This window comes from Pirellulales bacterium, assembly GCA_036499395.1.
Classification (GTDB): Bacteria; Planctomycetota; Planctomycetia; order Pirellulales; family JACPPG01; genus JACPPG01.
In genome coordinates this window covers 215,049-229,714 of the sequence record DASYDW010000123.1, presented here as the reverse complement: position 1 = coordinate 229,714, position 14,666 = coordinate 215,049, and the positions used below count along the sequence as shown (strand labels likewise).

At 61.1% G+C, this 14,666-nt stretch carries 12 protein-coding genes; 6 read left to right on the top strand and 6 right to left on the bottom strand.

Translation table 11 applies throughout. The features are described from left to right. The 6 genes from VGN12_24995 to VGN12_24970 form a co-directional block, all read right to left on the bottom strand. The coding region (locus tag VGN12_24995; GenBank protein ID HEY4312731.1) for a hypothetical protein at positions 1-192 on the bottom strand (192 nt) is incomplete at its 3' end. Positions 193-203: 11 nt separating this feature from the next. Then, positions 204-1,745, bottom strand: a complete 1,542-nt coding sequence (locus tag VGN12_24990; GenBank protein ID HEY4312730.1) for a hypothetical protein — start codon at positions 1,743-1,745, stop codon at positions 204-206. Between the two features lie 250 nt (positions 1,746-1,995). Beyond that, entirely contained in the window at positions 1,996-2,862 is an 867-nt protein-coding gene (locus tag VGN12_24985; protein ID HEY4312729.1) for a C1 family peptidase, read from the bottom strand. Positions 2,863-3,199: 337 nt separating this feature from the next. After that, positions 3,200-3,967 (bottom strand): hypothetical protein, encoded by a 768-nt coding sequence (locus VGN12_24980; protein ID HEY4312728.1) that lies wholly within the window; start codon positions 3,965-3,967, stop codon positions 3,200-3,202. A 411-nt stretch (positions 3,968-4,378) separates the two neighbouring features. After that, entirely contained in the window at positions 4,379-5,728 is a 1,350-nt protein-coding gene (locus VGN12_24975) for a polysaccharide biosynthesis/export family protein (protein ID HEY4312727.1), read from the bottom strand. Between the two features lie 49 nt (positions 5,729-5,777). Beyond that, positions 5,778-8,276, bottom strand: a complete 2,499-nt coding sequence (locus tag VGN12_24970; protein HEY4312726.1) for a hypothetical protein — start codon at positions 8,274-8,276, stop codon at positions 5,778-5,780. 396 nt (positions 8,277-8,672) lie between these two features. On the opposite strand from VGN12_24970, the gene VGN12_24965 reads away from it, so the two are divergent. The 6 genes from VGN12_24965 (at position 8,673) to VGN12_24940 (ending at position 14,354) form a co-directional block, all read left to right on the top strand. Then, positions 8,673-10,112, top strand: a complete 1,440-nt coding sequence (locus VGN12_24965; protein ID HEY4312725.1) for a DUF1501 domain-containing protein — start codon at positions 8,673-8,675, stop codon at positions 10,110-10,112. A gap of 8 nt (positions 10,113-10,120) precedes the next feature. After that, complete coding sequence (locus VGN12_24960; protein ID HEY4312724.1) at positions 10,121-10,582, top strand: hypothetical protein; 462 nt, start codon at positions 10,121-10,123, stop codon at positions 10,580-10,582. 225 nt (positions 10,583-10,807) lie between these two features. Next, entirely contained in the window at positions 10,808-11,512 is a 705-nt protein-coding gene (locus VGN12_24955; protein HEY4312723.1) for a nucleoside deaminase, read from the top strand. Between the two features lie 86 nt (positions 11,513-11,598). Continuing rightward, positions 11,599-11,796, top strand: a complete 198-nt coding sequence (locus VGN12_24950) for a hypothetical protein (GenBank protein HEY4312722.1) — start codon at positions 11,599-11,601, stop codon at positions 11,794-11,796. 229 nt (positions 11,797-12,025) lie between these two features. Then, complete coding sequence (locus VGN12_24945) at positions 12,026-12,841, top strand: sulfotransferase domain-containing protein (protein ID HEY4312721.1); 816 nt, start codon at positions 12,026-12,028, stop codon at positions 12,839-12,841. A 238-nt stretch (positions 12,842-13,079) separates the two neighbouring features. Further along, entirely contained in the window at positions 13,080-14,354 is a 1,275-nt protein-coding gene (locus tag VGN12_24940; GenBank protein HEY4312720.1) for a serine hydrolase domain-containing protein, read from the top strand. Positions 14,355-14,666: the final 312 nt, after the last annotated feature.

Sequence of the window (14,666 nt, the reverse complement as noted above, 5' to 3'; positions counted from 1 at the left end):
CATTTCGGCGGCCACGGTGCTGACGCCCTCGGCGCTGCCACTGCTGGTGACGCCGATTGAACGTAGCTGGGATCCCTTGCTCTCGTCCAACGGCAGAAAGCGATGCACCAGAGCCTGGTATTGATCAGCGATCGGAGCGATGCGCGGATCGATCAGACGCGGTGGCACGAATTGTTCTGTGACTGTGATCATGACGCAGCTCTTTAGTTAAGTTGGAACTCGTTGCGCAAATGACGCGGGACGGACAGCAGGACGGGAACTCCCAGTTCGCGTTCCACTTCTTCCGGAGTCTTGACCGAACGGTCGAAGTGTTCCGTCGCGAAAGCCAAGGTCAAGGAACCGAGCGTCGCCAACAGCAGGCCGCAAGCCAGGGCCAACCCCTTCTTCGGGCTCACCGGCTTCGCGACGAATGTGGGCGGTTGAACTACGTTGACGTTCGAGATGCGATCGCTTTCCAAGGCCTCGTCGATGCGGGCTTGTTCGCGATTCTGAGCGTACTGGCGGTAGCTGGTCTCGAGCATCTCGGTGTGGCGAACCAACTCGTTGACGCGCTCTTGCGTGTCATTCAATTCGGTCAAGCGACCGCGAATGTCCGCCATCTGCGTGTCGAGCGACTTGGCCTCGGCCTCTTCCCCTGCCAACTGAGCCTCCGAGATCAGCAGGTCCTTTTGTCCATCCTGGTAAACCGGATTGAGCTTCTTGGTGGACTGGCTGCGACGCGCCTCTTGCTCGGCGAGGATGGACTTCATCTCGGTTACCTGGCGACGGATCGCTTGCAGGCCGGGATGATCATCCGTGTGACGCGAGGCGGCCGAATTCTCTTCGATCTGCAGCTTGTACAATTCGTTCCGCATCGAATCGCCGGCCACGTTTGGCAGGCCGGTGGTCTCTTCGGATGTCAGTTGTTCTGGGATCGCAGTTAGTTTTTCCTTCAAGGCCTTGATCTTGGCGGTGCTGGTCGCGCGAGCGCGGTTGTTTTCCAGCATGCGGGTCTCGATGGCATTGACCTGTTGTTGAATGCTCTCGCGCTGGCCGTCGATCGACAGCAGGCCGATCTTGTTCTTGGCCGAACGCAGTTCTTCATTGGCCTTGTCGAGCTGATCCTTCAACAGCGTCGATTGCTCGACGAAGAAGTCATGCGAGCCCGACGTGCGGTTGGCCTTGGCGTGCCGCGACGTGTAGGCCGCGACGAAAGTGTCGGCGATGGTCTGGGCCAAGCGCGGGTCGCGTGCCTTGCATTTGACCGCGATGACGTTCGACTTGCGGGCCGAGGTGCAAGTGATCGACTTCTCGAGCTTGCGGATCGCCTGCTCCTCGGGCGTGCCTTCGTTCGACTGCGTGATGAACGCAATCGTGGCCGTAAGCGGCGTGGTGAACGTGGCGAACCAGGTCTTCTTGCCGTCAGCGGTGGTGCGCAGAATCGTGTCTGAGCCCAGCTTGGCGACGACGTCCTGCAGCAACACTCGGCTGCGCAGGATATCTAGTTCGGAGTTGATTTCACTTTCGCGCGACGGTTCGACCGAAACGGTTTGCCCCATGGCTGCCGTAGGGTCGAGGCCGACGCTCTCCTTGCCCATGCGCACGAACAAGCGCGCTTCGGACATGTAGGTGCGCGGCATGACGACCAGCGCCGCAATGACCAGTCCCATGGTCGCGGTAAAGAACCACAGCATCTGCCGCTTGTGGCGGAAGAGTACGCGAACCAGGTCGCGTGCTGTCGAACGTTTTGCACTACGCGTCTGCATGGTTGATCCTCTTTTCGTTGTCAAATTCGCTAAGCACGCAATCTTCTCAGTCGCGATTTAAGGATCGCGTGTCGCGGCAAGCAACGGCTAATGTGTGGGAGCTAGGTGGACACAAGGGGGAAACGTTCCAATGTTTTTTTCGTTTTCTCTTCACGACCGGCCTTCGACGGTCGCCGGGCGGCTGTGGACCATGGGTCATCACGAAGAGTGCTCCGCCCGCGGGCGCACCCCGTCCCCTCTGCCGTCCGCCTTAATTCCGCCACAAACTTAGCTCGGGAATTGCGAAGTCGCCGGCGGCAAGCCATTCGCGGCTGATTAAAGTCCAGAATTCGACAGCTAATTGCTCTTCGACGTAGGCGTAAGGCAGCCAGCCGTAACCGTTTTCACCCCAACTGGTTCCCCAGGAATTGCGCACGCGGAGCGCCCCGCGCGAGCCGTCCAGCCAGGTATCGTCGTACCCCACGGCCACGAGTGCCTGTCCGCCGCGCACCACTTCAAACGTGGGGCGATAAGGCAACACACCGTTGCGAGAAAGCCCGCTGGGGAGCGCCACGCCGAAGGCGACAGGGAAGCCGGCCGCCAGGAACGACTTCACCCGTCCCAGCGTCATACCGCCCGACTGATTACGCCGGTCGATGCGCAGATAATGCAGGCCCCGAAACTCGCCACCGTGGTGGTACAAGTACGGTTCCGGCATGGTGTCCAGGCGCTGGGGGTCATAGGGCCATTGATGCTCGGGCGGAACGCCGCATCGCGCCAGGGCCTTCAGCGCGCTGCGCAGATCGCCGCCGCAATCTCCGCTGCCTCCGGCTACGCGCCGTGCGTTGTAATAGAGGAACAGGCGCGACGGGCGCACGGCGCGGCCCCTCGCGCGGCGCTCGAAGTATTCGAGCAGCCCCAGACAAGCGTGCGCCGACGAAGATTGCAAAGCGAGTTGATCCCACGGGTCGACGAGAAATTCACTCAGGTCGACGCGTGTTTCCGCGGCGGGGGTGGATGCTCCCGCCTCGACAAGCTGCTGAAACAATCTTTGAACGGGGGGCGATTCGGGCGTGAAATCGCGAAAGTCCGGCAGGCTTGGCAGCCAACCGGTACCTTGCGGTTCAAAATGCGTCATTCACCTGGCCTCCACGGCACGGGGTGGCCCAGAGCGACGGCAAAATGCGGTCGGCTCGACGATTTCGCCGTGGCGTGTGCCACGTTCCCTGCGAAAATCGTAAGACGGCGGCGAGTTCTAAGGTGGTGCGTATGCGCGCCGCTTGCCAAGAAAGCGGCGCCCCGAATCGTTGCAACAAACAAATGCTTCCCCTGAAACTGACCCCGATGGAGTCAGCATAGGTAGCGCGTTGCGGAGGCCAAGGTGAGGAAAGGGGAAGCTCTGGGGGCGCGTGGGCCGAGGCGCGCGCAAAAAAATAGCCAGGACGGGGAGGATATTATGGAACGCCTGAGGGATTTCAGGCCGTGGAGGTGCAATCTTCGGCGTTGACCATCGCCGGTTCCCAGCGAATTCCTTCGCCGCTGCCGTCACCCATGAAGCGCAAAAGAGTGCGCTTTTGATTCCGATTCAGCGCCTTGATGGTGTCGTGCAAACGACGGCGCGGATCGAGATTTGGCGAAGGGCTGAGCGGATCGTCGATGCGTGCCGGCCAGCCTTCTTCTTCGAAGGCGACGAGCACCGTCTCTTGATTGGCCGAAGGAAGCTTGAACTCCTTCACCACCTGACCGTCGAACCGTAATTGCCGTCGGTCGCGATCCCACTTCGGCAAACCGAGTTGATCTTCGGCGGCGGGAATACGGCAGATGGCCACGCGTGGTTCGGCCACCGTTGCCGCCGGCGTCTTGCTTTCGCCGCAGACCTCGCGCGCCAAGGATGCGCCCGAGGTGGTTAATACGACGCACGTCTGGGGCGAGAACATCACGGCCCCCGTGCGGCTGAAATGGCGCTCTTGATCATCGGGCTTCGTGATCTCGGCCGCGTGATCGACGTATCCTTTGCACGATAGCCAGCGCAGATCGCTGGTCGTCAGATGGGCACCGGCCAGCACATGCATTTCGACAGCAAACGACCAGACATCGTGGTCCAATTCCACGGCATAATCGTGGGCTCTCAACAGCAACCACAGCGCATCGCGCAAATGATCGCGCACCTCGGGACGTCGATTAACGTCCAGACGGCGCGCAGCCCATGTGCGCGGCTGAGAATAGGTTTCTGTCGGTCCCATGCTGGCATCCGTCGACATGGTCGCGCTTGCCCAATGCCACAACGATCCTGTGCGGAGACTCCGAGTACTGTGGGCGGGCTCCCGCAAGTGGAGTGATGCCGTCTGCGATTGACTGCATCTTGCAGGAACAGTAATCCATCTCTCGCTGTGAGTTTGCCATCCTAGCCGTCGTTTCCGGCCTGTCGATAGGCAAATACGGGAAAATCCGGCAATTAGATGTACTTATAAAATCGTAATATCAATGAGCCCCATCCGGATTCGCGTATCTCGAATCATGGCAATGAGATCGGAGACGCGCTCGGGGACGTTGATCGATGGCCCCCCAGGCAGGTCATTGCGCGACCAATGCCCGCCTACAGGGGTAGTGTGAAATCCCTAGCGCGCTATCTCACGGCACGGACGGACAATCGGCTAGTGAGACGTCGGCGAAACTAGGCCCGTGCTCAGTCCTTGGAAGACCGTGAAGTTGAACGGGATCACGCCATACAAGCCGCGCGTGAAAATCAGGCTGATCGCGTCGTCGACCACCAGAATGGCCCGTTTGGGAACCACCACCACATCGGAGTCGCGCAGCCAGATCTCATCCGCCGGGCAAGGGGCATGACCGAAGAGCGCTTTGCATACGGTCAACTGCGTGGCCATCAGGTTCCAACATTCATCGCGGCGGAACACCACGATGTGGTTTACATTGCCGCCGACGTTCCAGCCGCCGGCCAATGCAATCGACTGCATCAGCGTTGTGGGACCGGTCAATTCGTAGCGGCCCGGCAGCCTCACTTCACCGACGACAAAGACATACCGCGGGGCGCGTTCCAAGAGAACCGGCGTGACTTCAAAGCCTTCGACGAGTTGCGTATAGCGAACATCGATCTCGCGTTTCAACTCGTTCAAGGTCAGGCCTTGCGCAGGAATCGAGCCAAGGCCGGGCAACTGGATCGTTCCTTCCGGCGTTACCCGGGCCTCGCGCTGCTGACCGCCTTGGCCTTGCCGGGCATCGACCGTGGCACGCAGCTCTTGCAGCTTCGTATTGAGCTTGATCGGCGTCACCGTGATCGAGGGATCGCGGATGAATTTCCTGTATCGCTCATCGAGATCCTGGCGCACTTCGTCGATCGAGCGGCCCGCGACGCGCACCTGGCCAAGCAGACGTAACGTAATCGTGCCGTCGGGCTGGATGACGACCGAGCGTTGCACGTCGTCGCTAGTCAGCGATTCGATCGTGACTTCATCGCCAACGGTCAATAGATAAGGGGTCGTGCTGGGAATCGTCGTCAAGCGGAAGACCAGTCCCAGCCGGTCGCCGACGCGCAGACGATATTCCGGAACATGGCGCATGCGCGCCGGTCCGATGTATTCGCCTTGCGCAAAGACTTGCCAGGGTATCGGGCGAACGTTTTCCCAAGTCTGGTTATTGCACGCGCCCCCTGTTCCGCAATACACGCCGCAGCGCCACGGGGAGGGCATCGGGCACATCCCTTCGACCACGCCGGGGCCGACGGGCAAATTGGCGAATTCGGCCTGGGAGTTACCTTCGTAGACCGGTCCGGTCAGGGCATCGGCCGGAGGACCGTTGGGTAGCGGTGTCGCGGACGGAGTTCCCAGCACGTCGGGAGAGACGCTCTCGGTTCCCGGAGGCAAGGCCGCCGACGGCGGCTGCGCGGCTCGCGAGAGACCCACGCTGCTGACCAGTAGCGCAATCGTCAATGCGCTCGAGGCCACGCGAAGCGGCGGCGTGCGGCGAGAGGCTAAAACTCCGTTCATGAGCACAACAAGCTTCCTTTCATGCTTGGTGGAACCATCCGTGGTCCCGCTAGCGCACCATCTCCGGATCGGATTTCGCCGGACGTGATACGCGTGCCGCTCCTTCGGCCAACTTGTCTCCAACCCAACCGTATGATCGCTTCGCGGTCTTGGTGTCCTTCGACGGCGGTGCGTCGGATTCGCCATTCGCCTTCGCCACATCGGCCGTCACGAGTTGATCCGGGTCACCACCGGCCGAAGCCTTGATGAACGTTTCCGGATCGACGTATTTCAAAGGTGCCCGGTCGGCGGAAGTCTGCCAGCCAGGCCGGTTGCCCGAATTGCGTGCCAACAGCTCTTGCTCTCGCGCGTGCTTTGCGCCGGCGGTGTTGCCTGTTCGATCGAGGACATCGGCCAGGTTGTGCCAGTTTTCGGGACGCGGTGCGATGTCGATACTGCGGCGGATGGCCATCTCGGCTTCGTTCCATTGACCATACCGGCCGTACAGCACTCCCAACTCGTTGGCAGCCAGATAATTCGTCGGATCGATATCCAGCGTGGCGTGGTACAGGGCCATCGCTTTCGGGCCGGCCGTCATTTTCTTGACGCTGTCTTCGGCGGCCAGCGCCGGCTGCAATCGTCCCAAGCCGTAGAGCGCCATCGCGGCGGCCGGCACGCGCGAACCGGACACGTTGAATTGCTGTTGCGCGTAAGCGTAATAACGCTGCATGGCCACGAGCGGCGGAATCTCGTCCGGGCGGGCGTTCGACCAGACGGGTGTTTTATGTCCGGCCACGATGTCCGAGACGCGCACCATCGTTTGTCCATTGCGCGGGACGAAATCATCCGCCTCGGTCAGGGCCCTCAGACCGGCGGCGACCGCTCGGCTGTGAATCTGCGTGCGCTGCTCGGCGTCCAGCGCCTGAGCGATCAGCACCAGGCCCTGCGTGAATTCGGCCTCGGCCGTAAACAGAGCGCCGCGTTCGGCGAGATTGAATCCGTATTCGATGTGCTCGCCCGCGCGGTTTGAGATCATCGCCAGTTGCTGCGACGCTTCGGCCGCGGTCGTGCCGGACGGCGGACTGGGGGGCATCATCGACGCGACACGCACCGGCGGCATTTGCGCGAGGGGACGTGCCTGAGTTACGGGAGCCGGCTGGACGCGCGGACGTTGTTGCGCTACCTGCGGCGGAGCCGTCACAGGCTGTTCGGTGACAGGTGGCGCGGATCGCTGTGGCTGCTGCGCAACTGCGGATGTCCGGGCCGACGGTGGCGGCGATTTCTCGGTGACCGATGGCTGCGGCTGGGTTACGGCAACTTCCCGAGTGGTAACGGTCGGCGCAACGACCGGAGGTGCGACGACAACTTGTTGCGGAGCCTGAGCCGGCAGTGGCTGGCGCACGGGGCCGACGACTGCGGGTGCCGCGGGTGAATCGATGGGACGCACTGGCGCTTCCAGGCTCATCGGTGCCTTCGGCGGAACGTTCGGCGTCAAGTTCGACAGATTCGACGAGACGGCCGGGGTCGTGGCGCGCGAACCGATTGTCGGTTGCGGCCAATGTCCGATGCCAGTTGGGAACGGGCGCCATTGGCTTGCCGGTGGATTAGTAGCCACGGCCGGCGCTTCGCGAGGCAATACGTCAGTCTCAGCGGCTGGCAAGGTCTCGGCCTGTCGTGTGGCAAGCGACTCTTGCAGCGAGACAGCTTGCGGCGCGGCAACTGGTGCCGGTGCGATGACGGGTTGCGTCGCGACGGCGATCGTCGGTGAACGTGTCGGTTCAACGGCGCTAACATCCGTTTGCTTCGAAACGGTCGGCTGCATGGCAACTGTTGCCGGCGCGGCAGCGGCATTCGTCACAGGCGCCAGTGAGCTGGCGGTCTCGGGCACGGCAGCTTCGGCCCGCGGTTTTGCGGCATGCAATACCGGGGCGGCATTGCGCGGCGCATGGACGGGTCCACCGGGAATCGCGATGCTCAGCGCCGGTGCTGGCTTGAGCGTTGGCGGCGCGGGAGCAGGCGTCGATTCGACAATCGGCGCTGCGACGATCGGAGCAACGGCAACCGGTGCAGCGGCGATCGGTGCGAGAGTTTCGTTCGTCGCCGGCTGCATTATGTCAACTGACGCCTCTTCTTCGACAGGCGCGGGGTCGGCCAATCGTACAGTTGGACGTTGCGGAGCCGTGGCCGTGACGCGTGGTTCGTGCTTGGGTGGTTTCTTGATAGCGGGACGTTGCGGCTTCGTTCCGACGACCGAGACGACAGGCTTCTTGGCAGCGGGCGGATTGCCGGTCGTGGTTTCAGTAACGATTGCCAGCCGACCAGTGCCTGGGGAACTGGCGTCATCGAGCGCGACGCACGGAGTCGCACGGTCGGCGCTATTGGCCGAGGAGTCGATCGCCTCGGCTCGGAGGACGATCCGGGCTTCCGGTTCCGTGGCGGACGAAGTCGCGTCCGGTATCGATGGACGACTGCACCCCGCCAGCGCACAGGCCAGCACCCCGAAGCCGGCCAGGCTGATCGGTTGCAGCGTTCGCCACACCGAGTTTGCTGTGTCGCAATTGGCAGCCATGCAAAAACGATTCGTCCGTGAGTTACGCGGAGAGAGTAACAGCCCTATCTATGAATCGTCGCTGCCATCCTTGCCCATGAGGACGTTGGCGGTAATCGGCGCAACAGACGGTACGTCTTTTCCGGCACAGGCCGTACAATCGTTAAACTCAACCGGGGCGCGGCCGTGTTTTGTCAGAAATCGCATGAATTTTCTCCAAGTTCGCCGGACCGTTTCGATGGTCAAATCTGCGCCGTCTTACCGAGTTATCCCCAGTTGGGGGAACGCGGAGTTGTTGGCGACGTGATGTTATTTGCGCAGCTAGCTGTGCCCAAACTGTTGCTGTCGGCAACAGATGCTCGTTAGGATGCTGGCAACTGCCCGGGGGGCCGGCCGATCGCCAGGGAGCGAAATGCTGTGAGCACCATCACGGTATCCAGAAACACGGCAAACGGGCGCGGCTCGACGCGCCGCGATGTGCTCACCGCGGGCGCGCTCTCGCTGCTTGGGGGAGTGTTCAATACGCAGTCTTTGCTGGCGCTGGACAATGTTGTTCCAGGCGCGCGGCGGCCGGGGCGGGCCAAAAGCGTGGTGCTCATCTATTTGCAAGGCGGCCCGCCGACGCAGGACATGTTCGATATGAAGCCCACGGCCACCGGGGGCGTCGGAGGCGAGTTCAAGCCGATTGCCACGAGCGCCTCGGGCGTCGAAATCTGCGAGCACCTACCGCGAACCGCGCGGTGGATGCACAAAACGGCCATCGTACGGAGCACCTATCACAACGGCGGCTGTCATAAGAACTTGCCCATGTACACCGGCTATGACGTGAACTTGCCGGACGAGGAATTTCGTGACGGGGATCCGCCGAGCATGGGTTCGGTGTGCGCCTACCTCGATCGCTCGACGGCGAAGGAACTGCCGACGTACGCGTATCTTCCTTGCTCGCTTGGGTGGGGTGAGGTGCGGAAGAAAGCCGGACCCCACGGCGGCTTTCTGGGACGCCGGTATGACCCGTTCTGTACCGAATGCACCGCCTACGTTGATCATCCGCCGGATGATATATGGAGCCCGCAGGTCGTGCGCGGCGAACCGAACCTGGCGAGGGCCGAACTGCCCGAGGGCATTACGCTGCCTCGCTTGCAGAATCGTCGCCGACTCGTCGACGTGTTAGACGAAGAATTTCGTGGCTTGGAATCGAGCCGAGACTTTGGCAACTTCCCGCGCGAGCAGCGCCTGGCGTTCGAGATGCTGACCTCGGCCAGGGTGCGCGAAGCCTTCGACCTGGGGCAAGAAACCGATCCGATGCGCGAGCGCTATGGGCGGACACTGTTCGGCTCCTCGACATTGCTGGCCCGAAGGCTTGTCGAACGTGGCGTGCAATTCGTCAACGTGAGTTGGGATAATTTCTCGAAGCGCTTCGACGTCAGCAAGGCCGGCTGGGATACGCACCAACGGAACTTTCCCATGCTGCGTGAAACGCTGTTGCCGAACTTCGACCAGACGTATGCGGCGTTTATCGAAGACCTCGACGCGCGTGGTTTGCTCGATCAGACGCTGGTCGTGACGATGGGAGAAATGGGGCGCACGCCGAAGATTAACGCCAACGGCGGACGTGATCATTGGACCTATTGCTATTCGGTGATGTTCGCCGGCGCTGGCATTCGCGGCGGCACGATTCACGGAGCGTCGGACGCTCAAGCCGCTTTTATCAAGGACAAGCCAGTCCACATTCGCGATATCTGCGCCACGATTTATCACCTGCTAGGCATCGATCCCGCGATGCCGGTCTACGATCGGGCCAATCGGCCGATCGCCGTTTCGCACGGTGGCGTGCCCGTGCATGAGGTCCTGGCCTAGTGGTCCTCATGCTTAAGTCGCGCAAATACAAAACCGAGATCCGCGGCGGGTCGAGCCTGCAATTTCGCCGACCCATCGAAAACGCCTACCTTGAGAAATGCGGTTTTCTTGAAGTGAATCGCCGAGGTGGCCTTATCTACACGCTGTTCCACGGCACGGAAATGTTGCTACTGGCGCGCTACTACGCACACTACAAGGATTGGCAACTTCGCGCCTACCGCTGGCGCATCGCAGCTGCCGAGAAGTACTGGCAAGAGCATCAGTCTCGATGGCTTGCCTACCTAGATTGGCTCGACGATCACGAAGTCGCGGCCGAGATCATTTACGATCGATTGGCGGTGACGTTCACCTGGAATGGAATACGATACGAGTCGCGCGGATTTCTCAAGTATGAGACCGTGCCCGCGAAGGCGGAGCTCTTGGCGAGATTCGACGAGTTTGTCGATGGCCTGGGGGCGTGCGTCCCGTAGCACGTTATCGCCACCGCGGGGATCGGCTCCTACAACCCGCACTTCCCCCTGTGCCATTCGCTTTCTCTCTGCGAATGCACCCCCGGCCGCGGCACAATCGGCGCGATCGTTCGCCCGCCAGTGCAGATGACCTAGCTTTATAGCGTGGCCGGCGAACTCTTCCCTCTCCGCCGCCATGCATCTGGCCGTTTTGGCTATATCAAACATTCTCTCGAGGACCTGACCATGAGTCGTTTACAAGCTTGTGCTAGCGCGCGCGCTGGTCGCATTACGCTCGGCGTGCTCATTGCTGCCGGTTTGATCGGTGGCGCCGTGTTGATGACGCAACTGAGCGGCACGAAGACGGCGATGGCTTTCATTCCCGTCCCGAAGGACAACGGCGCCACACCAGCGGTGCCCAGCGACAAGCCGACGATCTCGGCGGCCGAAGTGTTGGCTCGCTTTCCGACGGACAAGCACGAAGAGTTCATGCGTCGCGCGATTGCCAATTCGCGCAAAGCGGGCGTCGAGTATAAGACCGGAGGTGCCTTCGGCGCCGTGATCGTCGACAGCGATGGTAACGTGATCGCCGACGGCATGAACCACGTGGTCGCCCAGAACGATCCGACATGGCACGGCGAGATGCACGCCATCCGTCAGGCGTGTGCGCTTTTGAAGAAGCCGAAGTTGGATGGCTGCATCCTGTACACCTCGTCCGAGCCATGCCCGATGTGCCTGGCGACCGCCTACTGGGCGGGCGTGGACGGGATCATTTACGGTGCCACGGTTGCCGACTCGAAAAAGTACGGCAACTTCGACGACGCGTTCATTTATGCTCAGTTCGGCAAGCCGAACGACGAGCGCGCGATCTCGCAGCAGTCGGTGTTGCGTCCCGAGGCCGTTGAAGTGTGGAAGGAATACGCCAACCGCACGGACAAGATCGATTACTAGTCCGCGATCGGGAATCACCGCGGCGCATCGCGCGAAGCGGTGAATCCCTGCCAAAATGGGCGTTGGCACGGGAGGAATCGTCTGGCATGGCGATTCCTCCTGCAGGCGCGAGCAGGGAGCCGGACGATATGGCCCTTGGCTTCCGGGATCGTCGAAGCGTGCGAGGCGACGATGTCTTTGTCGATATTGGGGGCCTGCTCGCCGCAGATCATGACAAACGCTCGAAGTTCGTCCAGGAAATGCCGCTAGCACCATCGAAGTCATGGATCGATTGGCGCTTATAAAAGCCAGATGGGGGCCCTTTACCTGGGGGGCCAAGGATTTTCTTGACAGTAACGCCCTGTCGCGCCCTCGGACTATGCCGATAGGCAGTGCCCGTCGTTTTTGATTTTCCTCTATATAAGATCGCGCGAGCCAGGGAGAATCGCGGTTGGGCAGACCCTTTTTCGCACGTGCGGGGTTAAACCTCCGTGGGATTGTCCAGTATTTCCAGGGAATAGGAACCGTCTGAACGTGCCTACGCTTTTGCCACGACTGCTTGGCCGCAGGCCCAAAGAGCACATCCTCATTGCCTGCTTTCCCAAGTCAGGCTCGACCTACCTGAGCACCGTTTTGCAAGAGCTGTTCGGATTTCCGAACGGTTACGCCGCCGAACTTGGTCGGCAAAACGAACAGGACATTTCCGAGCGGCGCCTGGGCCGTTTGCGGCGACGCACGGTCTTGCAGCAGCATGTCAGGGCCACGTACTCGAATTTGCGAATCCTGCTGTCGCACCAAATGCGACCGATCGTGCAAACGCGAAACTTGTTCGACGTGCTGGCCTCGATGCACGATCATTTTCAGATTCACCGCGCGAGCTTGTCCTGCGGTTACATTTCGGACGACTATCTGCGCATGTCGTGGCACGAGCGGCTGGACTATCTGATTCACCTGCATCTGCCGTGGTATTTCAATTTCCTGCTCTCCTGGCGCGAGGCAGGCCGGTCCCTAGAGATTTGCCCGGTGCGTTACGAAGACCTGTTCGCCGATCGGGAAAAAGAGCTGCAGCGGATCGCGTCGTTCTACGGTATTCCGACGAGCCCGGAACAGATCCAAAAGGCGATTGTGCGAATCGCGACAGCCGATACGCGCTTCAACGTGGGCATCGCCGGACGCGGAGCTGAACTGCTTTCCGATAGCCACAAGCAGGCCATTTATCGGATGGCCGATAGTTGCCACGTGAAAGTCACGGAGTTGGGTGGCGTGTCACTATTGGGCGATGCGAACGAGACGCCGACCGAGGCACTCAGCCACGAACCGCTCCTTACGGACCGACACGCTTCGCCCTGAGCGGATCATTCCTGACTCGCGGCTTAGCCCAGGATTCTGCCCCCCTGAGCTATCAGGCACTGCATCGGTTGCCCGTGACTCGGGCAACCAGTCGTTTGAATCCGCCCGCGGCGACCAAAGGGGCTGCTGTCGTCGAAAACGGTTGCCTCGCACCGGCGTCGAGCACACAATACGGCTCTCTTCAAGCCTGGCAGCCGTCGCCGGAATTATTCTTCGAATTCGGATGGGGGATCTACTGATGCGTGCGCTGACTCTTTTCGCGTTGGCACTGGTTCTCTTGGCACCGCGGGCCGGCTTCTGCGAGCCTTTGCCCACGGCCCAACCCGATCAGGTCGGACTGGCCACGGGCCCGCTCGAGAGTGTGGATGCGCTGATGCGGTCCTACGTCGACCAAGGCAAGCTGGCGGGCATTGTGTTGCTCGTCGCACGCGACGGCAAGGTCGCCTTCAGCGGCGCCTACGGCAAGATGGATATCGAGGCCGGGCTCCCCATGAAGCGCGATGCGCTGTTTCGCATTTACTCGATGACCAAGCCGATCACTGGCGCCGCATTGATGACGCTTTACGACCAGGGGCGTTTCGATCTGGATGACCCGGTGGCTAAGTACTTGCCCGCCTTCGCGGGAGTGAAAGTGTTTGCTGGTGAGGATGGCGGCACGGTCAAGCTGGCCGATTTGCAACGTCCCATCACGATCCGCGATTTGATGCGGCATACGGCTGGCATGGCCTACGGCCTGATGCCGGCTTCGCCTGTCGACGAAATGTACAAAGAGGCCAAGATCCTGGATCGCACCAAGACCCTCGACAATATGGTCGAGCGGCTCGTGAAACTGCCACTGGCTGTGCAGCCGGGTGAAAAGTGGATGTACAGCATCGCGGTCGACGTCCAGGGAAAACTGATCGAGGCCCTGTCCGGCAAGTCGCTCGATGAGTATTTCGCCGAACGGATTTTCCAGCCGCTGGCGATGAATGACACGGCCTTCTACGTGCCGGCAGATAAGCTCGACCGAATGACCGTGAATTACGGCAAGAAGGACGATCGCTTGTCCCCGGTCGATGGCTCGAAGACAAGCCAATTCGCCACGAAGCCGGAGCTATTGTCCGGAGGGGGTGGGCTCGTCTCGACCGCGGACGATTATTTGCGATTCTGCCAGATGATGCTCAATCGTGGGGAGCTGGACGGTGCGCGGATTCTCAAGCCCGAGACGGTCGACCTGATGACGCGCAATCATTTGCCCGAGAATCTGGTGCCGATCAAGCTTGGTCCTTTGGCGATGGCCAACACGGGCTTCGGGCTGGACTTTGCCGTGCGGGTGAACACGGCCCCCGGAGAACCGGCCGGTTCGTTGGGCGAATACTGGTGGGGCGGAGCGGCCAGCACGCAGTTTTTCATCGCGCCGCGAGAGAATCTGATCTGCGTGGGAATGACGCAATTCATGCCCGCCACGCCGACCTTCGTGCAAGACGCCCGCAAGAAGCTGTACGCGGCAGTGCTGGAGCCGGTGGCCAAGTAAGGGTTTCGCACCGGTTGGCCAGGACGCCGATGAGCGCCGTTAGGGATTGTTAGGGAAGCCGGCCGGCGCACGCCTGTCGCATCGATTGACTAGGGGCATCGACGCGGAATGATGCTGCGCCGACAGTGCAAAACTGCATGCGATGGGTTGACGACGCGCATGCGATCGGGGGTGTTTAGGGCAACGCCGTGAGTCACGCAGCGAAGGGTAGCGCTGGAAATTGGTCAATTTGAAACCAGTTTTCGACGTCGCCAGCGAAAATATTTCAGAATCGGAACGGGGCGCATGCTGAGTCCTGGGCGCGGAGGTAAA

Bases quoted from the DNA above. Each gene is read 5' to 3' on its own strand.
- VGN12_24990 (HEY4312730.1), bottom strand. From the start codon at position 1,745: ATGCAGACGCGTAGTGCAAAACGTTCGACAGCACGCGACCTGGTTCGC.
- VGN12_24985 (HEY4312729.1), bottom strand. From the start codon at position 2,862: ATGACGCATTTTGAACCGCAAGGTACCGGTTGGCTGCCAAGCCTGCCG.
- VGN12_24980 (HEY4312728.1), bottom strand. From the start codon at position 3,967: ATGGGACCGACAGAAACCTATTCTCAGCCGCGCACATGGGCTGCGCGC.
- VGN12_24975 (HEY4312727.1), bottom strand. From the start codon at position 5,728: ATGAACGGAGTTTTAGCCTCTCGCCGCACGCCGCCGCTTCGCGTGGCC.
- VGN12_24970 (HEY4312726.1), bottom strand. From the start codon at position 8,276: ATGGCTGCCAATTGCGACACAGCAAACTCGGTGTGGCGAACGCTGCAA.
- VGN12_24960 (HEY4312724.1), top strand. From the start codon at position 10,121: ATGCTTAAGTCGCGCAAATACAAAACCGAGATCCGCGGCGGGTCGAGC.
- VGN12_24955 (HEY4312723.1), top strand. From the start codon at position 10,808: ATGAGTCGTTTACAAGCTTGTGCTAGCGCGCGCGCTGGTCGCATTACG.
- VGN12_24950 (HEY4312722.1), top strand. From the start codon at position 11,599: ATGGCGATTCCTCCTGCAGGCGCGAGCAGGGAGCCGGACGATATGGCC.
- VGN12_24940 (HEY4312720.1), top strand. From the start codon at position 13,080: ATGCGTGCGCTGACTCTTTTCGCGTTGGCACTGGTTCTCTTGGCACCG.